Origin of the sequence: Microbacterium sp. 22215 (assembly GCF_052045655.1) — a bacterium.
Lineage (GTDB): Bacteria > Actinomycetota > Actinomycetes > Actinomycetales > Microbacteriaceae > Microbacterium > Microbacterium phyllosphaerae.
Genome location: NZ_JBQEPC010000003.1, coordinates 320,345 through 342,885, shown reverse-complemented (window position 1 = coordinate 342,885; position 22,541 = coordinate 320,345). Strand labels below are relative to the sequence as shown.

At 68.7% G+C, this 22,541-nt stretch carries 22 protein-coding genes; 16 read left to right on the top strand and 6 right to left on the bottom strand.

Features of this window, described 5'->3' with window-relative positions; translation table 11 throughout:
- Nucleotides 1–15: 15 nt before the first annotated feature.
- Nucleotides 16–993 (bottom strand): o-succinylbenzoate synthase, encoded by a 978-nt coding sequence (locus ACTJKH_RS07600; protein ID WP_440736403.1) that lies wholly within the window; start codon nucleotides 991–993, stop codon nucleotides 16–18.
- A 171-nt stretch (nucleotides 994–1,164) separates the two neighbouring features.
- Between ACTJKH_RS07600 and ACTJKH_RS07595 the strand changes: the two genes are divergently transcribed.
- The 9 genes from ACTJKH_RS07595 (at nucleotide 1,165) to ACTJKH_RS07555 (ending at nucleotide 9,627) form a co-directional block, all read left to right on the top strand.
- Nucleotides 1,165–2,076, top strand: a complete 912-nt coding sequence (locus tag ACTJKH_RS07595; protein ID WP_056515875.1) for a 1,4-dihydroxy-2-naphthoyl-CoA synthase — start codon at nucleotides 1,165–1,167, stop codon at nucleotides 2,074–2,076.
- Nucleotides 2,077–2,109: 33 nt separating this feature from the next.
- Nucleotides 2,110–3,270 (top strand): AMP-binding protein, encoded by a 1,161-nt coding sequence (locus ACTJKH_RS07590; protein WP_440736402.1) that lies wholly within the window; start codon nucleotides 2,110–2,112, stop codon nucleotides 3,268–3,270.
- A gap of 43 nt (nucleotides 3,271–3,313) precedes the next feature.
- Nucleotides 3,314–4,105: a class I SAM-dependent methyltransferase gene (locus tag ACTJKH_RS07585; RefSeq protein WP_440736401.1), complete on the top strand. Its 792-nt coding sequence runs from the start codon at nucleotides 3,314–3,316 to the stop codon at nucleotides 4,103–4,105.
- 64 nt (nucleotides 4,106–4,169) lie between these two features.
- On the top strand, nucleotides 4,170–5,345 hold the full coding sequence (locus ACTJKH_RS07580; RefSeq protein WP_210097143.1) for an ATP-binding protein: 1,176 nt from the start codon (nucleotides 4,170–4,172) through the stop codon (nucleotides 5,343–5,345).
- Nucleotides 5,342–5,977, top strand: coding sequence for a response regulator (locus tag ACTJKH_RS07575; protein ID WP_259160292.1), 636 nt, complete (start codon nucleotides 5,342–5,344; stop codon nucleotides 5,975–5,977). The genes ACTJKH_RS07580 and ACTJKH_RS07575 overlap by 4 nt, the downstream gene beginning before the upstream one ends.
- A 97-nt stretch (nucleotides 5,978–6,074) precedes the next feature.
- Nucleotides 6,075–6,836 carry an ABC transporter ATP-binding protein gene (locus tag ACTJKH_RS07570; protein WP_210097145.1) on the top strand — a complete coding sequence of 254 codons (762 nt, stop codon included), beginning with the start codon at nucleotides 6,075–6,077 and terminating at the stop codon, nucleotides 6,834–6,836.
- Entirely contained in the window at nucleotides 6,833–8,302 is a 1,470-nt protein-coding gene (locus tag ACTJKH_RS07565) for an FtsX-like permease family protein (RefSeq protein ID WP_440736400.1), read from the top strand. Before ACTJKH_RS07570 ends, ACTJKH_RS07565 begins: the two co-directional genes overlap by 4 nt.
- A gap of 82 nt (nucleotides 8,303–8,384) precedes the next feature.
- The gene (locus ACTJKH_RS07560; RefSeq protein ID WP_440736399.1) at nucleotides 8,385–9,041 is read left to right on the top strand and encodes a 2-phosphosulfolactate phosphatase; all 657 of its coding nucleotides are present in this window, start codon (nucleotides 8,385–8,387) and stop codon (nucleotides 9,039–9,041) included.
- Between the two features lie 73 nt (nucleotides 9,042–9,114).
- Complete coding sequence (locus tag ACTJKH_RS07555) at nucleotides 9,115–9,627, top strand: DUF3054 domain-containing protein (RefSeq protein ID WP_440736398.1); 513 nt, start codon at nucleotides 9,115–9,117, stop codon at nucleotides 9,625–9,627.
- Between the two features lie 25 nt (nucleotides 9,628–9,652).
- On the opposite strand, the gene ACTJKH_RS07550 is transcribed toward ACTJKH_RS07555, so the two are convergent.
- The 4 genes from ACTJKH_RS07550 to ACTJKH_RS07535 all read right to left on the bottom strand — a co-directional run bounded on the left by ACTJKH_RS07550 (nucleotide 9,653) and on the right by ACTJKH_RS07535 (nucleotide 12,952).
- Nucleotides 9,653–10,141: a SprT-like domain-containing protein gene (locus ACTJKH_RS07550; protein ID WP_440736397.1), complete on the bottom strand. Its 489-nt coding sequence runs from the start codon at nucleotides 10,139–10,141 to the stop codon at nucleotides 9,653–9,655.
- Nucleotides 10,142–10,186: 45 nt separating this feature from the next.
- The gene (locus ACTJKH_RS07545) at nucleotides 10,187–10,714 is read right to left on the bottom strand and encodes a hypothetical protein (protein ID WP_210097150.1); all 528 of its coding nucleotides are present in this window, start codon (nucleotides 10,712–10,714) and stop codon (nucleotides 10,187–10,189) included.
- 103 nt (nucleotides 10,715–10,817) lie between these two features.
- Nucleotides 10,818–11,678 carry a spermidine synthase gene (locus tag ACTJKH_RS07540; RefSeq protein WP_440736396.1) on the bottom strand — a complete coding sequence of 287 codons (861 nt, stop codon included), beginning with the start codon at nucleotides 11,676–11,678 and terminating at the stop codon, nucleotides 10,818–10,820.
- 17 nt (nucleotides 11,679–11,695) lie between these two features.
- Complete coding sequence (locus tag ACTJKH_RS07535) at nucleotides 11,696–12,952, bottom strand: LCP family protein (RefSeq protein ID WP_440736395.1); 1,257 nt, start codon at nucleotides 12,950–12,952, stop codon at nucleotides 11,696–11,698.
- A 143-nt stretch (nucleotides 12,953–13,095) separates the two neighbouring features.
- On the opposite strand from ACTJKH_RS07535, the gene ACTJKH_RS07530 reads away from it, so the two are divergent.
- From ACTJKH_RS07530 to ACTJKH_RS07510, 5 genes are read left to right on the top strand one after another with little or no spacing between them, the layout of a single operon-like run.
- Entirely contained in the window at nucleotides 13,096–14,385 is a 1,290-nt protein-coding gene (locus ACTJKH_RS07530) for a sugar ABC transporter substrate-binding protein (protein WP_440736394.1), read from the top strand.
- Nucleotides 14,386–14,399: 14 nt separating this feature from the next.
- Complete coding sequence (locus ACTJKH_RS07525; protein ID WP_440736393.1) at nucleotides 14,400–15,377, top strand: carbohydrate ABC transporter permease; 978 nt, start codon at nucleotides 14,400–14,402, stop codon at nucleotides 15,375–15,377.
- Nucleotides 15,374–16,207: a carbohydrate ABC transporter permease gene (locus ACTJKH_RS07520; protein ID WP_056515922.1), complete on the top strand. Its 834-nt coding sequence runs from the start codon at nucleotides 15,374–15,376 to the stop codon at nucleotides 16,205–16,207. Before ACTJKH_RS07525 ends, ACTJKH_RS07520 begins: the two co-directional genes overlap by 4 nt.
- A complete protein-coding gene (locus ACTJKH_RS07515) occupies nucleotides 16,204–17,718 on the top strand; it encodes a glycoside hydrolase family 3 N-terminal domain-containing protein (protein ID WP_440736392.1) in 1,515 nt (504 codons plus the stop codon). The genes ACTJKH_RS07520 and ACTJKH_RS07515 overlap by 4 nt, the downstream gene beginning before the upstream one ends.
- Nucleotides 17,719–17,732: 14 nt before the next feature.
- Nucleotides 17,733–18,599, top strand: a complete 867-nt coding sequence (locus ACTJKH_RS07510) for a MurR/RpiR family transcriptional regulator (RefSeq protein WP_210097156.1) — start codon at nucleotides 17,733–17,735, stop codon at nucleotides 18,597–18,599.
- A gap of 53 nt (nucleotides 18,600–18,652) precedes the next feature.
- On the opposite strand, the gene ACTJKH_RS07505 is transcribed toward ACTJKH_RS07510, so the two are convergent.
- Nucleotides 18,653–19,573 carry a sugar kinase gene (locus ACTJKH_RS07505; RefSeq protein ID WP_440736391.1) on the bottom strand — a complete coding sequence of 307 codons (921 nt, stop codon included), beginning with the start codon at nucleotides 19,571–19,573 and terminating at the stop codon, nucleotides 18,653–18,655.
- A gap of 169 nt (nucleotides 19,574–19,742) precedes the next feature.
- On the opposite strand from ACTJKH_RS07505, the gene ACTJKH_RS07500 reads away from it, so the two are divergent.
- Entirely contained in the window at nucleotides 19,743–21,416 is a 1,674-nt protein-coding gene (locus ACTJKH_RS07500; protein ID WP_440736390.1) for an ABC transporter substrate-binding protein, read from the top strand.
- Nucleotides 21,417–21,502: 86 nt separating this feature from the next.
- Nucleotides 21,503–22,507 (top strand): ABC transporter permease, encoded by a 1,005-nt coding sequence (locus ACTJKH_RS07495; RefSeq protein WP_210097159.1) that lies wholly within the window; start codon nucleotides 21,503–21,505, stop codon nucleotides 22,505–22,507.
- The last annotated feature ends 34 nt before the right edge of the window (nucleotides 22,508–22,541 follow it).

Sequence of the window (22,541 nt, the reverse complement as noted above, 5' to 3'; positions counted from 1 at the left end):
GCAGATGAGCGTCGATCAGCGTGCGTCGAGCACGGCGTAGCACCGCGCGAGGCGTTCGAGCCACCAGTCGCGGCGGTCGCTCGATGCCGCAAGGCGGGTGAGCGCCGCCTCATCGGGCGTGACCCGCGCCGCGGGGATCGAGCCGTCGACCGGACGGAGGTCGGCGACGTCGTCGAGGAACAGCGAGGCGGTGCCGAGGCCGCAGTCGTAGTCGAGGGTCGGCAGGGCTGCAGCCAGCGCGGCGCCCTGCGAGAGCCCGATCGCGGTGTCCAGCGCGCTCGAGACGACCACGGGCAGGCCCGCGGCCGTGATGATCTGCAGTGCGTGCGTGATGCCGCCGAGCGGCTGGGCCTTGATCACGAGCAGGTCGGCGGCCTTCTCGCGAGCGACGGCGAGCGGGTCGGACGACTTGCGGATGCTCTCATCGGCGGCGACCGGGATGCCCATGTACTTCACCCGCGTGCGCAGCTCGGCGAGCTCGGGCATCGTGGCGCACGGCTGCTCGACGTACTCGAGGTCGAACTCGTTGAGCGCGTGCACCGCGTGCTCGGCCTCATCGACGTTCCACAGTCCGTTGGCGTCGACGCGGATGCGACCCTCGGGCCCCATGGCCTCGCGCACCGCTCGCACCCGTGCGATGTCGTCGGCGAGAGTCTGCCCGGGTTCGGCGACCTTGACCTTGGCGGTGCGGCAGCCGGCGAATCGCGCCAGCACCTCGGGTACCCGGGAGGCGTCGATCGCAGGAATCGTGGCGTTGACCCCGATCCGCTCGCGGAGAGGTTCGGGCTGCGGTCTCCAGGCGAAGTCGATCGCCGCGGCGAGCCAGGTCGCCGCCTCCGCATCCTCGTACTCGAGGAACGGTGAGAACTCGGCCCACCCCTGCGGTCCCTCGAAGAGCAGCGCCTCCCTGGTGTCGACGCCGCGGAATCGGGTGTGCATCGGCAGAGCGACGATCCGGGCCGAGCTGAGCAGGTCTGCGAGCGGTGGGAGCATGTGCTCATTCTGCTCTGTGCGGGCGAGCCGATGGCATCCGCCGTGCCGAAGGCAGTGAGTCAGATCGGTCGCCTCTGCAGTTCGCCGAGTCGCTCGCTCGGGCGGAACCCGAGCATCGTGTCGAGAGGCGCCGTCTCGGTCTGCAACCTGCGCAGGAATAGGCTGGATGCTGTGACCAGCGCATTCGTCTCAGACCTGTTCGACCCGGACGAATGGGTGCTCGCGCCCGGTGCCGAGGACTACACCGACATCACCGCCCACGTGAGCACCGACGGCGGAGTCGCGCGGATCGCGTTCAACCGTCCTGAGGTGCGCAACGCCTTCCGACCGCACACGGTCGACGAGCTGTACCGTGCGCTCGATGACGCGAGGCAGAACCCCCGTATCGGAGCCGTGCTGCTGACGGGCAACGGCCCGAGCCCGAAGGACGGCGGCTGGGCCTTCTGCTCCGGGGGCGACCAGCGCATCCGCGGACGCGACGGCTACAAGTACTCCGACGATGAGACGACCGTGCACGACCCGGCGCGAGCCGGCCGACTGCACATCCTCGAGGTGCAGCGGCTCATCCGCTTCATGCCCAAGGTCGTCATCGCGGTCGTCCCTGGGTGGGCGGCGGGCGGCGGACACTCGCTGCACGTCGTGTGCGATCTCACGATCGCGTCGGCCGAGGAGGCGCGGTTCAAGCAGACCGACGCCGACGTGGGCAGCTTCGACGCCGGCTACGGCTCGGCCTACATGGCGCGGCAGACGGGGCAGAAGTTCGCGCGAGAGGTGTTCTTCCTCGCCGAGGAGTACTCGGCGCAGCGTGCCTACGAGGCCGGTGCGGTGAACCGCGTCGTGCCGCACGCCGAGCTCGAGCGCGAGGCGCTGAAGATGGCGCGTACCGTGCTCACCAAATCGCCGACCGCGATCCGGATGCTGAAGTTCGCCTTCAACGCGGTCGATGACGGACTCGTCGGCCAGCAGGTGTTCGCGGGCGAGGCCACGCGTCTCGCCTACGGCACCGACGAGGCTGTGGAGGGGCGCGACTCGTTCCTCGAGAAGCGGGATCCGGACTGGACGTCCTTCCCCTGGCACTACTGAACGCCTGACACTGCGGAGCGGAACGGGAATCACATGGTCGCGTTGAGATCGACGGATGCCGAGGATCCGGCCGAGCTCCGTGACGCTCTCGAGCGCGCGCTCGACGGCGGGCCTGCGCTCGGATTCGGCATGCTCGGCGACGCCCCGAGTTGGGTTCCCGAAGGCACTGCGGTCGTGATCGCGACCTCGGGGTCGAGCGGCATCCCCAAGCGGGTCGCCCTGAGTGGCGAGGCTCTGCGCGCGAGCGCGGATGCCACGGCAGCGAGGATCGGCGCCGGCCGCTGGCTGCTCGCTCTGCCCGCGGGCTACGTCGCGGGGCTCCAGGTCATCGTACGGTCGCTGGTCGCGGGCACGCATCCGGTCGCGCTGAGCGGCCGGTTCTCACCCGCATCCTTCGCAGAGTCGACCCTGTCGATGCTCCGTCCGTCGTCCGCGGCATCAGGCTCGATCCCCGACCTCTACACGTCTCTCGTCCCCGCGCAGCTCTCGACCCTGCTCGATGCGGCGGATGACGGCCCTGTGCTCGCCGCCCTGAGGGCGTACCGTGCGATCCTCGTCGGAGGGCAGGCGCTGCCGGAGCCGTTGCGCGATCGTGCCGCAGATCTCGGAGTCCGCCTCGTGCGTACGTACGGATCCACGGAGACCAGCGGAGGATGCGTGTACGACGGCGTGCCGCTCGACACCGTCGGCGTGCGCACCGTCGACGGCGAGCTGCGCATCGCGGGCCCGATGCTCGCCGACGGGTACCTGGGCGACGGAGAGCTCACGGCGAAGAACTTCTCGCGCGACGAGCACGGCATCCGCTGGTACCACACGGGTGATCTCGGGCTTCTCGACGACGGTGTGGTGCGGGTGCACGGTCGCGCGGACAACGTGATCGTCTCCGGCGGCATCAACGTCTCCCTCGACCGGGTCGAGAGGCTCGTGCGCCGGATCCCCGGTCTCACGGGAGCGGTCGTGGTGGGTGTCGAGGACGAGCGCTGGGGCGAGGCATCGGTGATCGTGGCGCCTCGGGGCGAAGCGCTGCGGCGCAGCGAGTCCGAGCAGCTGTCGCACGCGCGTGACGTGGTCGCGGAAGAGCTGGGCAAGCACGCCCGACCCGCGCGGCTGATCCTCGTCGACGAGCTCGACGTGCTCTCGTCAGGAAAGCCTGACCGCGAGTCCATCAGGCGAGCTGTCGCAGAACTGCACTGACGGTCGATTCGCCGCGGCGGGAGCTCTCCTGCCAGAGTGGGGCATGGCCACCTACACGCACGGACATCACGAGACCGTCCTCCGCTCGCACAGCAGCCGCACCATCGCGAACTCGGCGGAGTACCTGCGACCGCACCTCACCGCGGGCGCACGACTCCTCGATGTCGGAGCGGGCCCCGGCAGCATCACGGTCGACTTCGCCGGCGTCGTCGGTCACGTCACGGCGACCGAGATCGACGCGAACGCCCTCTCGCTGTCGCGCGATCTCGCCGCGAGCAAGGGGCTCACGAACCTCGACTTCTGCGTCGAGGATGTGCACTCACTGAGCTTCGCCGACGACAGCTTCGACATCGTGCACGCGCACCAGGTGCTGCAGCACGTCGGCGATCCGGTGCAGGCGCTCCGAGAGATGCGTCGGGTGACGACACCCGGCGGGATCGTCGCCGTGCGCGACGCCGACTACGCCGGCTTCATCTGGTTCCCGGTGCTCCCGGAACTCGACCGGTGGCTCGACCTCTACCGACGGGCGGCGCGAGCGAACGGCGGCGAGCCCGATGCAGGGCGGCGCCTGCTCGCCTGGGCGCGGGCAGCCGGATTCGACGACGTCACGGCGACGACCTCGAACTGGACGTACGCGACACCGGAGGACCGCGCCTGGTGGGGAGGCATGTGGGCCGACCGCATCCTCGAGTCCGCGCTCGCCCGGCAGCTGGTCGACAGCGACATGGCGACGTCCGCAGACCTGCAGGCGATCAGCGACGCCTGGAAGCGCTGGGCTGACGACGGCGACGGCTGGTATCTCGTGCCGCACGGGGAGATCATCGCGCGCGCCTGATCCACCCGGTGGATACATCTGCAGGCGGATGCGGGGCGGAAGCCGTGCCGCGTAGCGTGGAAGAGTGATCCGCCCGCTCTCCCGCACGGCGCTGATCCTCGACATCGTCGGGGCGGCGCTGCTCTTCGTCATCCTGACCCCGTTCTCGATCGTGTTCTACGGCCCCGGGGCCCTCGGCGAGGGTGTCGACGGGATGGCGGTCGTGGCAGTCGTGGTGCCGGGCATCCTGATGTTCGGCGGTGTGGCGATCGGCAGGCTCGCGCCGGGGCTCGCGCTCGCCGCGGCCTGGGCGGGAGCGATCGTCCAGATGCTCGCCGGATACGGTCCCCTGCCCATCGACCTCGCGATACTTCTCGTGCTGTACGCGACCGCCGCCTGGGGCTCACGGGCCGTGCTGTGGTGGGGGTTCGGATCAGCGCTCTTCGGGGGGTTCGTCGCGGCTGGCTTCCTGGTCGTCGTCACCGGGGTCGCCTCCGGTGCCAGCGGGTGGGACCAGCTGACCACCGGCACGCTGCTCCTCGCGGTCTCCGTGCTCGCGCTCGGATTCGCCTGGGTGTGCGGGCTGCTGTGGCGTGTGGTGTTGCGGGCGCGGAGCACACGATCGGCTCAGCTGCAGGCGGAGTCGCTCGCTGCCGAAGAGCAGGAGCGCGTGCGCATCGCCCGTGACATGCACGACATCGTCGCGCATTCGCTGGCCGTGGTGATCGCGCAGGCCGACGGCGCCCGGTATGCCGCGGCCGCGAAGCCGGAGGTGGCCACCGAGGCGCTGGGCACGATCGCGCAAACGGCCCGTGGCGCGTTGAGCGACGTCCGGCTGTTGCTCACCCAGCTGCGCCACCGTCAGGGCGACGGCCCCCAGCCCACTCTCGCCGACCTCGAAGCCCTTTTCGCGCAGGTGCGGCAGGCGGGCATCGAGCCGCGCATCACGGTCGACCCCACACCACCCGGCGAACCGCCCGGAGCGATCCAGCTCGCGGTCTACCGGATCCTGCAGGAGGCGCTCACCAACGCCATCCGGCACGGCGACGGTGCCGTCGACGTGCACCTCGCCTGGCTTCCCGAGCGCGTCGACATCCAGGTGCGCAACACCGTCGGGCGCGAGCAGACGCAGTCCGGCGGTGGACACGGCCTGATCGGCATGCGGGAACGTGCGCAGCTGGTCGGCGGTAGCCTTCAGGCGGAGCGCCAGGGCGTGCAGTTCGTGGTCCGAGCGTCGCTCCCGATCGGAGAAGCCGAATGATCAGAGTCGTCCTCGTCGACGATCAGGCGCTGTTCCGCGCCGGCATCCGGATGCTGCTCGCCTCTCAGCCCGACATCGATGTCGTCGGCGAAGCCGGAGACGGACGGGAGGCGATCGAGCTCGTCCGCGCGACCCGCCCCGATGTGGTTCTGATGGACATCAGGATGCCGGTGATGGACGGACTCACCGCGACGGCCGAGATCCTGACCCAGCCCGACCCTCCTCGGATCGTCATGCTGACGACGTTCGACCTCGATGAGGCGGCGGCCCGCGCGATCCGGCAGGGCGCCAGCGGCTTCCTGCTGAAGGACGCGGATCCCGAGTTCCTGCTCGCCGCGATCCGCACCGTCCATTCGGGGTCGAGCGTCATCGCGGCATCCGCGACCCGTGAGCTGTTCGCGCACTTCGCCGAGGCGCCGAAGCCGGTGCCGGCGCAGTTCGCAGCGCTGACCGATCGAGAGCGCGAGATCTTCGCCCTGGCGGCGAGGGGCCTGTCCAACTCCGAGATCGCCGCCCGTGAGTACCTCAGCGAGGCCACCGTGAAGACCCACATCAGCCGCATCCTCACGAAGCTGACGCTGCGCGATCGAGTGCAGCTCGTGGTGTTCGCGTTCGAGCACGGACTCGCCTGAACACGACACGCGGCGTCTCGAGATCATCCTTGCGATGTATGCGGATGCGCCGTAAGGGCGACGCGGCAGGGTGGTCGTGCTCCGTAGCGTCGAAGACATGGAGATCACGACCACAGACCTCGGCCTCGCGGCCCGCGTCCAGCACCTCGACAAGACCTACGGCGCAGGCGAAAGCACCGTCCGCGCGCTCGACGACGTCAGCGTCGGCATCCGCCGCGGTCAGTTCACCGCGATCATGGGCCCCTCCGGCTCGGGCAAATCCACGCTGATGCACATCATGGCGGGGCTCGACAGCCCGACGCAGGGGCGAGCGTGGATCGGTGACACCGAGATCACGGGCCTCGGCGACCTCGATCTGACGATCCTGCGACGCCGTCGCGTCGGGTTCATCTTCCAGGCCTTCAACCTCGTGCCCACTCTCACGGCGCACGGCAACATCATGCTGCCGTTCGAACTCGACGGGCGGCGCCCGAGCGCGATCGAGAAGGCCCGCATCGACGGTCTGATCGAGACCCTCGGGCTCGGCTCGCGGCTGCAGCATCGTCCGCATCAGCTCTCGGGCGGCCAGCAGCAGCGTGTCGCGATCGCGCGGGCGTTGGCGACGGCACCCGACCTCGTGTTCGCCGATGAGCCGACCGGGAACCTCGACTCGAAGACCGGGCGAGAGGTGCTGCAGCTGCTCGCCGCCGCGAGCCGCGAGCACGGGCAGTCCATCGCGATGGTCACCCATGACGCGATCGCGGCAAGTCACGCGGATCGGGTGCTGTTCCTCGGCGACGGACGCATCGTCGCCGACCACCCCCGTCAGAGCGCCGAGGAGATCTCGGCCTACATGCTCGCTGCCGAGGTGGCGGCATGACCGCCGTCGACTCCCCGATCCGCACGGTCGTCCCGCAGACCGCGGCGACGGGACCGCGCCTGGGATGGTTGCGTGACCGGGGCATGGGCGCAAGCATCCTCGTCGCCGCTCTCTCGGCCGCTTTCGGAGTCGTGCTGGTCGAGACCACCGCGTACCTCGGCGCCGTGCTGCAGGCCGACCCGTTCATCGGCGACAGCGAGACCCTCGCCTTCATCGTCGGCCTGCTCTCCGTCCTTCTCACGGGAGTCGCGATGTACGTCGCGGCGATCGTCACCGCCAACACGTTCTCGACGATCATCGCCGGCCGCACACGTCAGATCGCGCTCATGCGCCTGATCGGTGCGACCGCTCGGTCACAGCGCGCGGAGGTGGGCACGCAGGGATTCGTCGTCGGCGTCATCGGCGCCGCACTGGGGCTGCTGGCCGGTCTCCTGATCGCCGCGGTCGGCGTGCAGATCGGCTCCCAACTGATCGCGAACGTTCCCGAGGGCTTCTCGCTCGCACAGCCCTTCATCGCGCTGCCGGCTGTCGGCGTCGCCCTCACGACCTGGGCTGCTGCCTGGGCGGGGTCGCGCCGGGTGCTCGACGTCACGCCGCTGCAGGCGATCGGCGGCTCGGTCGAGCGCACGCACGACGAGGTCTCGCGCGCAGGCCGTCACGTCGGTGCCTGGGTGCTGCTCGTTGCCGGGGCGTTCCTGCTCGCGGCCGGTGTCGTCGTGGGGCTGGTGCATCCGCTCGGTGTCGTCATCGCGTTCGTCGGCGGGCTGCTGTCGTTCACCGGTCTCGCGCTCGGAGCGGTGCTGTTCATGCCGCCCGTACTGCGACTGGTGGGGCGGATGTTCGGGTCGAGCGCCACCGCCCGGCTCGCCGCCGAGAACGCGCTGCGCTACCCCGAGCGCTCGTCGCGCATGGCCATCGGCGTGGTCATGGGGGTCACCCTGGTCACGATGTTCGCCGTCGCGCTCGAATCGGTCAAGCAGATGCTGATCAGTCAGGTCGACGGCGAGACGCCGGCCGAGTTCTTCACGCCGTTCGACGCCTTCGCCGCGGTGATGATGGTGCTCGTCGCCGTGTCTGCGGTGATCGCGGCGGTCGGTCTGGTCAACCTGCTGACGATCGGAGTCGTCCAGCGCCGTCGCGAGCTCGGACTGCTGCGCTCCATCGGTCTGTCCAACGGCCAGGTGCGCCGCATGGTGCTGCTCGAGGCCGCGCACATCACGGTGGCGGCCACTCTGACCGGTCTCGTGCTCGGGACGGTCTACGGGTGGATCGCCGCGCAGTCGCTGCTCGGCTCCACGCCGACGCTTCCGGACTTCGAACCGGCGGGCCTCGTCGCGCCGCATGTGCCGTGGCTGCCCATCGTGATCATCGTCGTCGCGACGGCCGTGCTCACCCTGGTCGCGGCCGCCGCCCCGACCAGGCTCGCCACCCGTGTGGCGCCTGTGGAGGCGCTGGCCGCGGACTGATCCGTTCGCCGTCACCCATGCCCCGATGACACGAGCCGTCATCGGGGCATGGTCGTGCACGGGCTCGTCCTAGGCTGGACGGATGCCGTCTCCGTTCGATCAGTCCACGTATCAGGTGCGCCTCGAGTGGGGTGTCGAGGGACTCGGGCGTCTCGCGCCCGCCGACGTCGTCGTGGTGGTCGACGTCCTGCGGTTCTCGTCGACCGTGGCGGATGCCGTCGCATCCGGCGCCTCGGTCTCGCTCGACGATGCCGAGCGCTGGTCGCGCAACGGTGCAGCGGTCGCCGCCGCTGCGAAGGATTCGGTGGTCCTTCTCGGATGCCTCCGCAACGCCTCGGCGGTGGCACGAGCGATCGCCGAGCTGCAGGAGCGCAGACAGGCGCGCACCTCGGTCGCCGTGATCGCGGCGGGGGAGGCCGACGCTGCCGGAGCCGTGCGCTTCGCGGTGGAGGACCAGCTCGGCGCGGGCGCGATCGTCGCCGCGCTGACCGACCTGGGCATCGACCACACCGCACCCGACGCCGCCGTCGCCGCCGAGGGGTTCCGCGCGCTCCGGCGCGCCCTGCGTCACATGATCAACGCCAGCGGGTCAGCGCGCGAGATCGCCGACGGAGTCGCCGCGACCGAGCGGATGACCGCTGCGGGTCTCCTCCCGGTGACGCCCGCCGGTGCCGCCGAGCTCGACGCGCATGATGTCGTCCCCGTGCTCCGTGAGGGCGTCTTCGTCGCCTTCGGCTGAGCGGTCGCCGTGTACTCGGCAACAGGCCGGGCATCCGACGGACTATTCGAACGCTCCGACGTAGGGTCGTGAGATGAGGTTCGTCCCCGCTCTCGTCCTCGACGCCGTGCTGGTGCTCGTGTTCGCCGTGATCGGTCGTGCATCGCACGACGAGGATCCCGGTGGATTCCTGCTCACGGCCTGGCCGTTCATCGTCGCCCTCCTGCTCGGCCATCTCGTCGCCGCTCTGCTTCCGGGCAGACCGCGTCGGCCGTGGTCACTCGGCTGGGGCGCGGTCGTCTGGGCTGTCACGGTCGTCGGCGGGATGCTGCTGCGCGTCGTCTCGGGAGACACCGCACAGGTGGCGTTCATCATCGTCGCGACCCTCGTGCTCGGGATCTTCCTCGTCGGCTGGCGGGCCGTGGCGGCGCTGCTGCGTCGGCGTGCCCACCGCGAGCGACAGGGCGGCGGGGCGGATGCGGCCGAGGCGGTCGGCGACGAGCGGATCGACGACGGTGTGGTCGCCTCGTCGGAGGATGTCGCGGAGCAGTCGCCCGACGCATCCGGGCCCGACGGCGTTCCGGATTCCGACCCCCACACGCGCTGACCCCGACGCGCTGACCCCGATCGGGTCAGCGTGACATCTGGGCGGCGAGCCGGGTGTCGGCGCTGATCTCGCGCCGGGTCCAGTCGAACAGGTAGCGAGCGTCGTACGAGCGTGAGCAGCGTGCGCACGAGGTCGCACGAGACGGCCGCCGATGACGGTAGGTGACGTGGCCCGACGGGCACCGGCCCACCCAGGGGGCGAGTTCCACGGCCGTCTCGCCGTGGTGCGTGGTTCCGCCCACGTAGCCGAGATCGCGGGCCACACGCTTCCACGCGGAGCCGTGCCCCGCCTCATGCCCGGCCAGTGCGTGCGCGACCTCGTGCAGCAGCACCTGGTGGATCTCGTCGTCGTCGAACCGCGCGGCCAGATATCGTGACACGGTGATGCGCTTCTTCGAATAGTCGCACTGCCCCGCACGACGTTTCGCATGGTCGAAGTCGAACGACCAGCTGTCGTCGAGATGCATCGTGATCAGTGCTTCGCCCCAGACGCGCACACGGTCAAGTTCGGCCATGCGATCAGGCTAAACCATGCCGCCGACATCGCGGGCAGGGGCGCGTCAGCCGGCGACCAGCTGCGATGTGCGTCGTCGCTCGGCGGCCTCGATCGCGAGGAGCACGGTCTCGAGCTCACGATCCTGGGCTCCGGCTTCCCGCCGCAGGAACAGGGACTGTTTGAAGCTCTCACGGGCCGTCTCGTAGTCGCCGGCTTCGTAGGCGTTCTTACCGTGGTGGTGGTGGGCGAACGCGGCGATCGACGCCCAGCGCTGCCCTTCGGCCTCGGCGGCGCACGTGGCGAGCTCCTGCTCGGCGGCGGCGTGGGCGCCGCGGTGCTGGAGGACGGTCGCGTGCAGGACCCGTGCGCGGAGGACGTCCTTGCGGGTGCCCGCCATCCGCGACTGGCGCACGGCCTCATCGGCCAGCGGCAGAGCTTCGTCGAGTCGATCCAGCACCTTGAGGAGCCAGACCCGTTCGAGCAGAGCCGGAAGGCTCCGCTGGTTCTCGATCTCCTCCAGTCGTGCCGAACACTCATCGAGGTCGACCAGCTCGCGAAGGCTCTCCTGGTCGTATCCCTGGATGAAACTCATTGCTCTCCTTCCGCAGCGTCCCCCGTCCAGTGTGCCTCGCGACCGTCTCGTCGTCGGGGCGGCACGCCCCACGGGCTCCGCATCCGGAACCGGATCCGCGCCTTCAGCGCAGGAACAGCGATGCATCGGGACGCGGCGATGCGACGGCATCCGCGTCCGTCACCACCCGTGCGCCCTGGACGAACGCGGTCACCTCTGCGCCCTGGGCGATCTTCGCCGGATGCGGCCCTGCGGCCAGCATCCGCGGAAGCCATTCGGTGGGGAGCGGGGCGGCGGAGGCCGCGATCACGAGGTTGCCGAAGCGGCGCCCCTTGAGCACCTGGGTGTCGGCGAGCACTCCGATCTCGGGGAGCACCTCTGCGATCGTCGCGACCTGGCGTCGGGCGAAGGCGAGGCCGGGGCCGTCGGCGACGTTCACGAGCAGCACGCCGCCGGGGGAGAGGAGGGCGGAGAGCTCGTGATAGAACTCCAGACTCGTCAGATGTGCGGGTGTCCGAGCGCCGGAGTAGACGTCGGAGACGACGAGATCGCAGCTGCCGACGATGGCCGGGGGCAGTCGTGTGATGCCCTCACGCGCGTCGCCGATCCGCAATCGGATCGCCGCACCCTTGGGCAGGGGCAGATTCTCGCGCACGAGCGTCACCAACGGCGCCTCGAGCTCGATGACCTGCTGCCGGGAGCCGGGTCTCGTGGCGTCGATGTAGCGGGGTATCGTCAGGGCGCCCGCGCCCAGATGCACGGCCGTGAGAGGACCGGCCGGAAGCTGGTCGATCACGGCGCCCATGCGCACGATGTACTCGAAATGCAGGTGCGTCGGGTCATCCAGGTCGACGTGCGACTGCGGGGTGTCGTCGACGATGAGCTCGAATCCGCTCGTGAACTCCGACGGGATGATCCGCGCGATGCCGCCGTGGTCGAGTCTGGCCTGCGGATGCTCCGTGTCTCGCGCTCGCGTCCTGCCCATGCTCCGAGACTACGCGCTCACTTCGCCTGGTTGCCGACCGAGCAGGTGTCCTGGTCGACGCTCTGCCCCGAGATCTCCGGAGGCAGCGTCGCCCGCGTCTCGGGTGTCTGGGTGGGCGCAGGGGTCTCCGTCGTGCCCTCGGACGGGGCGGGCGTCGCGAGCTCCACGCTTCTGTGCGTCGAGACATCGCCCGAGAGTGCGATGGGCTCCCCCGCGACGAGCGCCGCCCAGAGCGGTTCGGCCGCATCGTAGTTCGGCACGACCTTGTCGCTGTCGTCGGGATCCTCGAGGTTGGGGTACTGCACGAAGACGAAGTCCGAGAACCGCACATCCTTCAATGCGAGCGCCAGTTGGGTCAGGGTCAGTGCATTGCTCAACGACTCGCTCGGCACGATGTTGTCAGCGACGGTGTTCATCAGCCGCAGCACCTTCGCCGGATCCGTCAGCGTCTCCGCACTGAGGATCTTCTTGGCGAGTCGCGACATGTACTGCTGCTGATTCGAGATTCGCGCGAGGTCGCTCTCGTCGCCGACACCGTGTCGGGTGCGGATGAACGCCAGCGCGCTCGCACCGGAGACGGTGTGGGTGCCGACGGGCAGATCGATGCCCGCGAGCGTGTCATGGATGCCGTCGCCGGCGACGCACACCTCGACGCCGCCGATCGCGTCGGTGATGGCGATCACCCCGTCGAAGCTGATCTTCGCCGCGAACTCGATCGGAAGCCCGCTGAGATCGCTCACGGTCTTCACGATGCAGGACGCGCCGGCGTGATCGAAGAGGGAGTTGATGGAGGCCTTGGCCATCGACGACGCGGTCGAGCCGTCCTGCCTCGTGCACTCGGGCACCTCGACTCCCAGGTCACGCGGGAACGAGACCACCGTGACGTTTCGCGGTGCGGCCGAGACGTGGACGAGCAGGTTCACATCGTTCCGGCTGCCCTCGTCGGCCTTCTCGCAGCGCTCACCGAGGAGCTTCGTCGAGACGTCGCCGCACTCGTCCGTGCCGACGATGAGTATGCTGAAAGCCTTGTCGCTCGGGTAGGCGCCCAGTGACGGGGGAGCGATCTCGACATCATCCTCGAGAGCGATCGCGCCCTCCCCGACCCGGTTCAGCACGTCGATCACGATGAAGCTCGCAACGGCGACGGAGGAGACCACCAGGACTCCGAGGGCCACGCCGAGCAGCCGGAGAAGTGTCGACAGCGGGCTGGGTGTCGGCAGGTCGGCATGGCGCGCGAGCGTTGCGCGCTTCGGGTCGTCGAGAGGCCCTGACATGCGGCGAGCCTACCGGCGGAAGCCGATGTTACGGCCGCATGACGTTTCTGAGAATAACTTGCAGGGAATTAGTTAGTGATGAATACTTTTTCCTACGTGGTAGGCACCCGATGCCGCCAGGACGTTCAAAGAGGAGAACCCTGATGCACAAGCGCATTCTTCCGGCCGTGGCGCTCGGCGCCGTGGCCACCCTGGGGCTGGCGGCCTGCGCCGGCGGCGCAGACAACGGTGGAGCCGTCGACGGAGAGGGCCAGGAGCTCACCGTCTGGATCATGAAGGGCACCAACCCCGACGCGAGCGCGTTCTACGACGAGGTATCGGACGCCTTCGAAGACGAGACCGGAGCCACGGTCAAGATCGAGGAGATCCAGTGGGCCGACGCCCACGACCGCTTCGTCACGTCGATCGCCGGCGGCACCACGCCCGACATCGCTGAGACCGGCACGACCTGGACCGCCGAGTTCGCCGATGCAGGCGCGCTCGAGGAGCTCGACGAGTACGTCGACGGTGAGAAGGGCCTGCGCGACGACCTGGTCGAGGGTCTCGCCGTCGCCGGCACCTACGACGAGAAGCTCTACGGCATGCCGTGGTACGCCGGAGTGCGTTCGATCGTCTACCGCACCGACGTCTTCGAGGAGCTCGGTCTCGAGGCTCCCAAGACGTGGGACGACATCGTCACCGCGGGCGAGGCCATCAAGGCCGCCAAGCCCGACATGCTGCCCTTCCCCGTCGCGGGCGACGCCGAGTTCCAGGTCTACCCCTGGGTCTGGGGCGCGGGCGGCGAGATCGCGACTCTCGACGGCAAGAAGTGGACGAGCGAGCTCGACAGCGATGAGTCGCGTGCCGGCATCGAGTTCTACACCGGTCTCGCGACCGAGCACGGCTTCTCGTCCGCCGGTGCGACGACCTGGAAGGAGACCGATCTCCGTGACTCGTTCACGCAGGGCAACGTCGCCATGATGCTCTCGGGCTCGTGGACCCCGAAGGCCCTCATCGAGGCGAACCCCGACCTCGAGGGCAAGATCGGCGCCGCAGTGATCCCCGGCGAAGACGGCGGCATCGCGCCGTCCGTGCTCGGAGGCTCGCACCTCTCGGTCTTCAACACCACCAAGAACGCCGACCTCGCGTGGGAGTTCGTCAAGCTCATGACCACGGGTGAGTTCGCCGAGAAGTGGGCCGACGAGACCGGATACTTCCCGGGCGTCCAGTCCGCGATGGAAGAGGCCCTGGCCTCGACCGACCCGCTCGTCGCTCCGTTCGCGCAGCAGATGGTCGAGGGCGGCGCATCCGTGCCGGTCACCCCGAACTTCGGTGCGGTCCAGGCGAAGAAGACGACCAACTCGATGATCCAGGCCATCCTCAGCGGGCAGAAGGACGTCGACACGGCGACCAAGGACGCCGCTGCTGAGATGACCGAGCTGCTCAACAAGTAAGGCTGTATCCCTTCATGTCGATGGTGCAAGCGCCACTGCCGGCCACGAAGGCGGAGTCCACCTCCGCCTCCGTGGCCGGTGGCCGGCCGCGCAAGCGAGGACTCTCGCTGCTCACGGCCCGCCCCTGGCTCCTTCTCGCTCCCGGGCTGGTCATCCTCGCGGTGCTCATGCTCTGGCCGCTCATCCAGGTCTTCATCTTCTCGCTGCAGGACTACGGTCTGCGCGAGATCAACACCGGTGAGAGCAACTGGATCGGCATCGACAACTACGTCGAGGCGCTCACCAACCCGACACTCTGGACGGTCGTGCTCCCGAACACGGTCGGCTTCGCAGCCGTCGCGGTGTTCGTCACCGTCGCCGTCGGCACGCTCGTCGCCCTGCTGCTCGCGAAGCTGGGCCCGGTCTGGCGAACCATCGTCTCGAGCTGCATCATGGTGGCCTGGGCGATGCCCGCCGTCACCGGCACCTACGTCTGGACGTTCATCTTCGATGCCGACCGCGGCATCTTCAACACCGTCCTGCAGGATCTCGGCCTGATGGACGACCCGGTGAACTGGTTCACCAACCAGTGGTCGTTCTACGCGATCGTGCTGCTGAACGTCGTGCACCACGGCTTCCCGTTCGTGGCGATCACGGTCCTCGCCGGTCTCCTCGGAGTCTCGAAGGAGATGCTCGAGGCGGCGGCCCTCGACGGCGCGAACGCCTGGATGCGCTTCTGGAAGATCATCTTCCCGACCCTCAAGCCCGTCTTCTCGGTCGTGATCATCCTGTCGACGATCTGGGACTTCAAGGTCTTCGCGCAGGTCTACCTGATGCCCGGCGGAGGCGGCGGGAACCGATCCGTGCTGAACCTCGGCGTCTGGTCGTACGTCGAGTCCTTCGGCCAGAACCGCTACGGGTTCGGTGCCGCGCTCGCCGTGCTCCTCACCCTCGTCCTGATCGGCATCACGATCGTGTACATCCGCTCCCTCATGAAGGAGGACGAGCTGTGAACCCCCGCCCGTCTGTCATGTCGCGGGTCGGCACCGGCATCGCGATCGCGGCCGTGCTGATCTTCACGCTCTTCCCCGTGTACTGGATGGTCTCCAGCGCACTCGACGCCAAGGCGTCCAGTGGAGGACAGTCCCTGCTGCCGCAGGAGTTCACGTTCGACAACTTCGCGTTCGTGCTCACCGACGGCGGTTTCGGCACCTACCTGCGCAACTCCGCGATCGTGGCTCTCGTCACGGTCCTCGTCAGCGCTCTGGTCTGCCTGCTCGCGGCGGTCGCGGTCGCTCGCTTCCGCTTCAAGTTCCGCACCACGATCCTCATGATGATCCTCGTCGTGCAGATGGTGCCGCTCGAGGCCCTCGTGATCCCGCTGTTCCTCCAGGTGAAGAGCCTCGGACTGCTCAACAGCATCCTGGGTCTGATGGTGGTCTACGTCGCGCTCTCGCTCGCGTTCGGAATCTGGATGCTGCGCGGATTCGTCGCCGCCGTCCCGGTGGAGCTCGAGGAGGCCGCGTACATCGACGGTGCCAGCTGGTGGCGGATGTTCCGCTCGATCCTGCTGCCGCTCGTGATGCCGGGCCTGGTCGCGACCAGTATCTTCAGCTTCATCACCGCCTGGAACGAGTTCATCTTCGCGATGACGATCCTCGGCAGCGCGACCGACCAGTACACGGTGTCGATCGGTCTCAAGTCGTTCTTCGGGCTGCACTCCAACGACTGGGGCAGCATCATGGCCGCGTCGACGATCATCACGATCCCCGTCATGATCTTCTTCGTGATCGTGCAGCGTCGGCTCTCCGCCGGCATGGTGGCAGGAGCGGTGAAGGGATGACCGACGAGCTCGAACGACTTGCGAATGCGGTGCTGTGGCCCGGGTTCCTCGGAACCGAGGCTCCGCAATGGCTCGTCGCAGAGCTCGAGGCCGGCCTCGCCGGCGTGGTCTACTTCGGCCAGAACATCGGTGACGAGCTGTCCGAGTTGAGTGCTCGGATCCTTCGCGCGAACCCCGACGCCCTGATCGGCATCGACGAGGAGGGCGGCAACGTCACCCGCCTCGAGTCCGCCACCGGGTCGACGCTCCCCGGCGCGGCTCAGCTGGGCATCGTCGACGACGTCGAGGCGACGAGGGCGTCGGGCGCGGAGCTCGCCCGACGTGTCGCGGCGATCGGGGGCAACGTGGTGCTCGGCCCGGTCGCCGACGTGAACACCGACCCGCGCAACCCGGTGATCGGAGTCCGTTCCTTCGGCAGCGACGAGGCGGTCGTCTCACGGCACGTGCTGGCGGCCGTCGAGGGCATCCAGAGCGGTGCTGCAGCGGCCTGCGTCAAGCACTTCCCCGGCCACGGCGACACCCATCTGGACTCGCACCACGCGCTGCCGGAGATCTCCCTCGACATCGACGAGTTCGAGAGGGTTCACCTCGAGCCCTTCCGGGCGGCGGTGGCCGCAGGCGTCGATTCGATCATGACCGCGCACATCGTCGTCCCCGCCTGGGGGCCGCAGCCCGCGACGCTCAACGCCGGAGTGCTCGGGATGCTGCGCGACTGGGGCTTCGACGGCGTGATCATCACGGACGCCCTCGACATGGCGGCGATCCGCGAGACCGTCGGCATCGGAGCGGGGGCCGCGAAGGCCCTCGCCGCCGGCGCCGACCTGCTGTGCATCGGAAACCCCACCAATCGCGGCGAGGCGACTCTCCCCGATCAGGACCAGCGTGACTTCCACGAGGCGCGTGACGGGATCGTGGCCGCCCTGCGCGACGGCACGCTGTCTCGCGCACGTGTCGAGGAGGCGGCACGCCGCGTCGGAGCGCTGGCTGCGACGCTGCGCAGGCGCGCCGGTTCGGCCGATGCCCCGTCCGACTTCGACGCGAGCGAGATCGTCGGGCGCGCGGTGACGGGTGCGACCGCGGATGTCGAGTCGCTGGCCGTGGTCGATGCGCGGCGCCGATCCACGCTCGCGGTCGACAGCGCGTCCGCGTACGTCGCCGAAGCGCTCGCCGGCGACGGATATCGCGCGCGCGTCGACGTGGCCCGTGCCCCGCTCGCCGAGCAGGATGCCGCTCTGGACGCCGCCGTCGCCGACGACGGACTCACGGTGATCCTGATCGACCGCCCCGACGCGGACGAGGCGCAACGTGCCCTCGTCGACCGGGCGGCGATGAAGGACCACGGCGCGGTCGTCGTCAACGTCGGACTCGCACCGCAGCGCCCCTTGGCCGCACCGGTCGTCGAGGTCGGAGCGGCCAGCCTGATCGGCGCGCGTGCGGCCCGCGAGCGACTGATCGCGAGCTCGGCCCACGACGATGTGACGTCACGACCCGACACAGATCCGGCCGACTGAGGCAGGATGACACCGTGGACGCAGACGTTCTCGCGCTGGTGCGCCGATCCGTTCCCCGCCTGAGTGCCGCAGAGGCACGAGTCGCGGAGACGATACTCGGCGACCCCACGCTCGTCGTGGACCTCGCGATCAACGACCTCGCCCAGCTCTGCCACACGTCGCTCTCGACGGTGGCGAGGTTCGCGCAGTCCCTCGGCTTCAGTGGATATCGCGAGCTCAGGGTCGCCGTCGCCCGCACGGTGACGCTCGCGCAGGCGCAGCAGGCACGCTTCGGACTCGACACCACGGCGATCGATCCGGATGACGAGCCGGCCGCGATCGCCGCCAAGCTCGCCGCACAGGAGATCGACGCGATCGAGAAGACCGCGCTCGGCCTGGATGCCGCCTCCCTCGACCGCGTGGCCCTCGCGCTGGTCGCCGCGCGGCATGTCGATCTGTTCGGCCAGGCGGCGTCGTCCCTCACGGCGCAGGACCTCCAGCAGAAACTGGCGCGCATCGGATGCTCCGTCGCGCACTCGGCCGATCCGCACCTCGCGCTGACCACCGCGTCGCTGCGCACGCCCGAGGATGTGGTGATCGCCTTCTCGCACAGCGGGGAGACGCACGAGGTCGTTCGCGCCGTGGAGGTCGCCCGTGACGCGGGTGCGCTGTCGGTCGCGGTCACCAGCGCGCCCGACTCGACGCTCGCCCTCGCGGCTGATCTCGTGCTGCTCACCTACGCGCAGGAGTCGCCGTTCCGCATGGCGGCGATGTCGAGTCGCATCGCGCAGCTCGCCCTCGTCGACATCCTGTTCGTGCGTGTCGTGCAGCACAGGGGAGAGCCTGTCGTCATCCCGCTGCAGCTGACGCACGATGCGGCGGCCTCGAGACGACGTCGCTGAGAACACCCCGGCGTCGCTGAGAACACCCCGGCGCTGTCGTGCGTGGTCCCGTGTCAGACCACGTGATCGCGGGTGCTGATCAGCGCCCGCGTGGCGATCCGATGAGCCCGGGCGAGGCTGCCCGTGAGTGACAGTCCGGTGAGGATGCCGGCGAGGAAGCCGGCGGCGAACGCATCTCCCGCGCCGATCGACTCGACGACCGGCACATCGAGTGCCTCGCTCTCGGTGCGCTCGGACCCGTCGAAGGCCACGGCGCCGGACGGGCTCGTGGCGACCAGATACCGCGCTTCGGGGAACAGCTCGCGCAGGCGATCGGGGTCGGCCGTGCCGAACACGGCCTCGGCATCGGGCTGCGTGCAGAACACGATGTCGGCGCGGCGGGCATAGGACGCGATGACTGCGCGCCCCTCATCCTCTCGGCCTCGCCACAGTGCGGGCCGCCAGTTCACATCGAAGCTGATCAGGCGGCCCTCGCGCGGTGCGTCGAACAGGGCATCCTGCGCAGCCCTCGTCGAGTCGGAGAGCGCGGGGGTGATGCCCGAGGTGTGCACCAGCGCGGACTCGGCGAGCAGGTCGGATGCGGGGGACGACTCGACGGTGCCGGGCGACATCGCCGAGGCCGCGGAACCCGAGCGGTAGTAGTGCATCGTCCCGTCGATCGAGCCGTCAGGACCCGACGAGAGCTCCTTCACATAGAGGCCGGTCGGAGCATCCGGGTCGATCTCGATGCCGCGGTCGTCGACCCCGTGCTGACGCAGCTCGGCGGTGAGGAAGCGTCCGAATCCGTCGTCACCGACCCTCGATACGACAGCGGTGCGGATGCCGGCCGAAGCCAGCGCGATCGCCGTGTTCCACTCCGCTCCGGCCAGTGAGCGGTGGAACGTCCGCGCCTCTTCGAGGGGGCCGGCCGTGGCGGGGACGAAGGAGACCAGACCTTCGCCGACGCAGACGGCGAGAGCGGAAGTGTCGGGCACGTTCTGGACACTACCCGATCGGTCGGAGGGGGGAACTTCCGATACCGGAATGCAACCTGGAAGTGTTTTGCATCGGTATGCCCACTGGGTAGCGTCGAGGCATCACCGTTTCCGGAGTCGACGACGCCTCCGGAACGCGCACTGCAGCGCTCGACAGGAAGGTCACACAATGCACCATGAAGTCATGCGTCGGCGAGGTCTCATCGCCGTCACGGGAGCAGCGCTCGCCGCGCTGGTCCTCTCGGGATGCGTCGCCAGCGAGCGCGGCGACGACGGCGGAGAGGCATCCGGAGATGTCGACGGCACGTTCGTGTTCGCCGCATCGTCGGATCCCGCCAGCCTCGACCCGGCATTCGCCCAGGACGGTGAGAGCTTCCGCGTCTCCCGACAGATGTTCGAGGGACTCGTGGGCACCGAGCCCGGCACGGCCGACCCCGCTCCGCTCCTCGCCGAGTCGTGGAAATCGTCCGAAGACGGCATGAGCCACACCTTCGAGCTGAAGAAGGACGTCACCTTCCACGACGGCACCCCGTTCGACGCCGAGGCTGTGTGCGCGAACTTCGACCGCTGGTACAACTGGACGGGCCTCGCGGCCTCCGAAGCCTTCGGCTACTACTACAACAAGCTCTTCAAGGGCTACAAGGAGAACGCGGCGGATGCCGTGTACAAGTCCTGCACGCCGGACGGCGACCTCTCGGTCACGATCGAGCTGAACAAGCCGTTCGCCGGTTTCGTCGCCTCGCTGTCCCTGCCGTCGTTCTCGATGCAGAGCCCGTCGGCCATGCAGGAGTTCGGTGCCGATGACGTCAGCGGTTCGGCCGAGGCTCCCGTCCTCTCGGAGTACGCGATGGGTCACCCGGTCGGCACCGGCCCCTACCAGTTCGACGAGTGGGCTCCGGGCGAGCAGGTCACGCTGAAGGCCTACGACGACTACTGGGGCGACGCCGGACAGATCGACGAGATCATCTTCCGCACGATCGACGACCCGACCGCTCGTCGCCAGGCTCTCGAGTCCGGCTCGATCGACGGGTACGACCTCGTCGGTCCCGCCGACACCAAGGCTCTCGAGGACGACGGCTTCACCATGGTGTCGCGCCCGCCGTTCACGATCCTCTACCTGGCGTTCAACCAGGCGGTGCCCGAGCTGCAGGACCCGAAGGTCCGCGAGGCTCTCTCGTACGCGGTCGACAAGGACGCGCTGATCAGCCAGGTGCTCCCTGAGGGCACGCAGAAGGCGATCGAGTTCGTTCCCGAGGTCGTCAACGGCTACAACCCCGACGTCACGACCTACGACTACGACCCCGAGAAGGCCAAGGAACTGCTCGCCGAGGCAGGGTACGACGAGTCGAACCCACTGAAGCTGACCTTCAACTACCCGGTCAACGTCTCTCGTCCGTACATGCCGGACCCCGAGCAGATCTTCACGGTGCTGTCGTCGCAGCTCTCCGAGGTCGGCGTCGAGACCACCCCGGTCTCGGAGGAGTGGGTCGAGTACCTCGACCGCACCACCGGCACGTCCGACCACGGCATCCACCTGCTCGGGTGGACCGGCGACTACAACGACACCGACAACTTCGTCGGCGTCTTCTTCGGCCAGAAGAGCTCGGAGTGGGGCTTCGACAACCCCGAGCTGTTCCAGAAGCTCAACGAAGCGCGTGGCGTCTCGAACCTCGAGGACCAGACCGCGCTCTACGAGGAGATCAACGAGATGGTCGCGCAGTTCATCCCGGGCGTCCCGCTCGCGCACCCGGCGCCCACGCTGGCGTTCGACCCGCGTGTGAAGAGCTACCCCGCCAGCCCGGTGAACGACGAGGTCTTCACGGACATCGTCCTCACCAAGTAGGTCTGACCGACTGAGATGCCCACCCGGGTCTCCGCGCTCGTCGCGGGGACCCGGGACCGGCGTACCTTCTGATCAACGGAGACCTCTTGCTGCGTACCATCGGCAGGCGACTGCTTTTCCTCATCCCCACCCTGATCGGCCTCAGCATCCTGCTGTTCGCCTGGGTCAGGGCCCTGCCGGGCGGCCCCGCCGTCGCACTTCTCGGTGAGAAGGCGACTCCGGATGCCATCGCCAGGGTCAACGAGCTCTACGGCTTCAACAAGCCACTCATCGAGCAGTACTTCATCTGGGTCGGACGACTCCTTCAGGGGGACTTCGGAACGTCGATCCAGACGAACCGACCCGTGACGGAGGAGTTCTTCCGGCGCTTCCCCGCGACGATCGAGCTGAGCGTCCTGGCGCTCATCTTCGCGATCGGCGTCGGCATTCCCCTCGGATACTGGGCGGCCCGCCGACACGGCAAGTTCACCGACCACGCCTCCGTGGTCATGAGCCTGATCGGCATCACCATCCCGGTGTTCTTCCTGGCGTTCATCCTGAAGTACGTCTTCGCGGTGCAGCTGGGCTGGCTGCCGTCCGACGGCCGGCAGAACCCGCGAATAGACGCGACGCATCCCACGGGGTTCTACGTGTGGGACGGGATCATCACCGGGGAGTTCGATGCGTCGTGGGACGCGTTGCTGCACCTGGTGCTTCCGGCACTCGCACTCGGAACGATCCCGCTCGCCATCATCGTCCGCATCACCAGGGCCAGTGTCCTGGAGGTGCAGAACGCCGACTACGTGCGCACCGGTCGAGCCAAGGGCGTCGGATCGTCGACGCTGCGCAACAGGTTCATCCTGCGCAACGCGATGCTGCCCGTCATCACGACGATCGGCCTGCAGACCGGACTCCTGATCTCTGGTGCCGTGCTCACCGAGACCGTGTTCGCGTTCCCCGGCATCGGCTCGTTCCTGGCGCGAGCGATCTTCACCAGGGACTTCCCGGTGCTGCAGGGCTTCATCATCTTCATCGCCATCGCGTACGCGCTGATCAACCTCGCGGTCGACGTGTCGTACAGCTTCATCGATCCGAGAGTGAGGGTGCAGTGATGTCCCGTCTCGGCCTCTGCAAGATCGTTCTCCG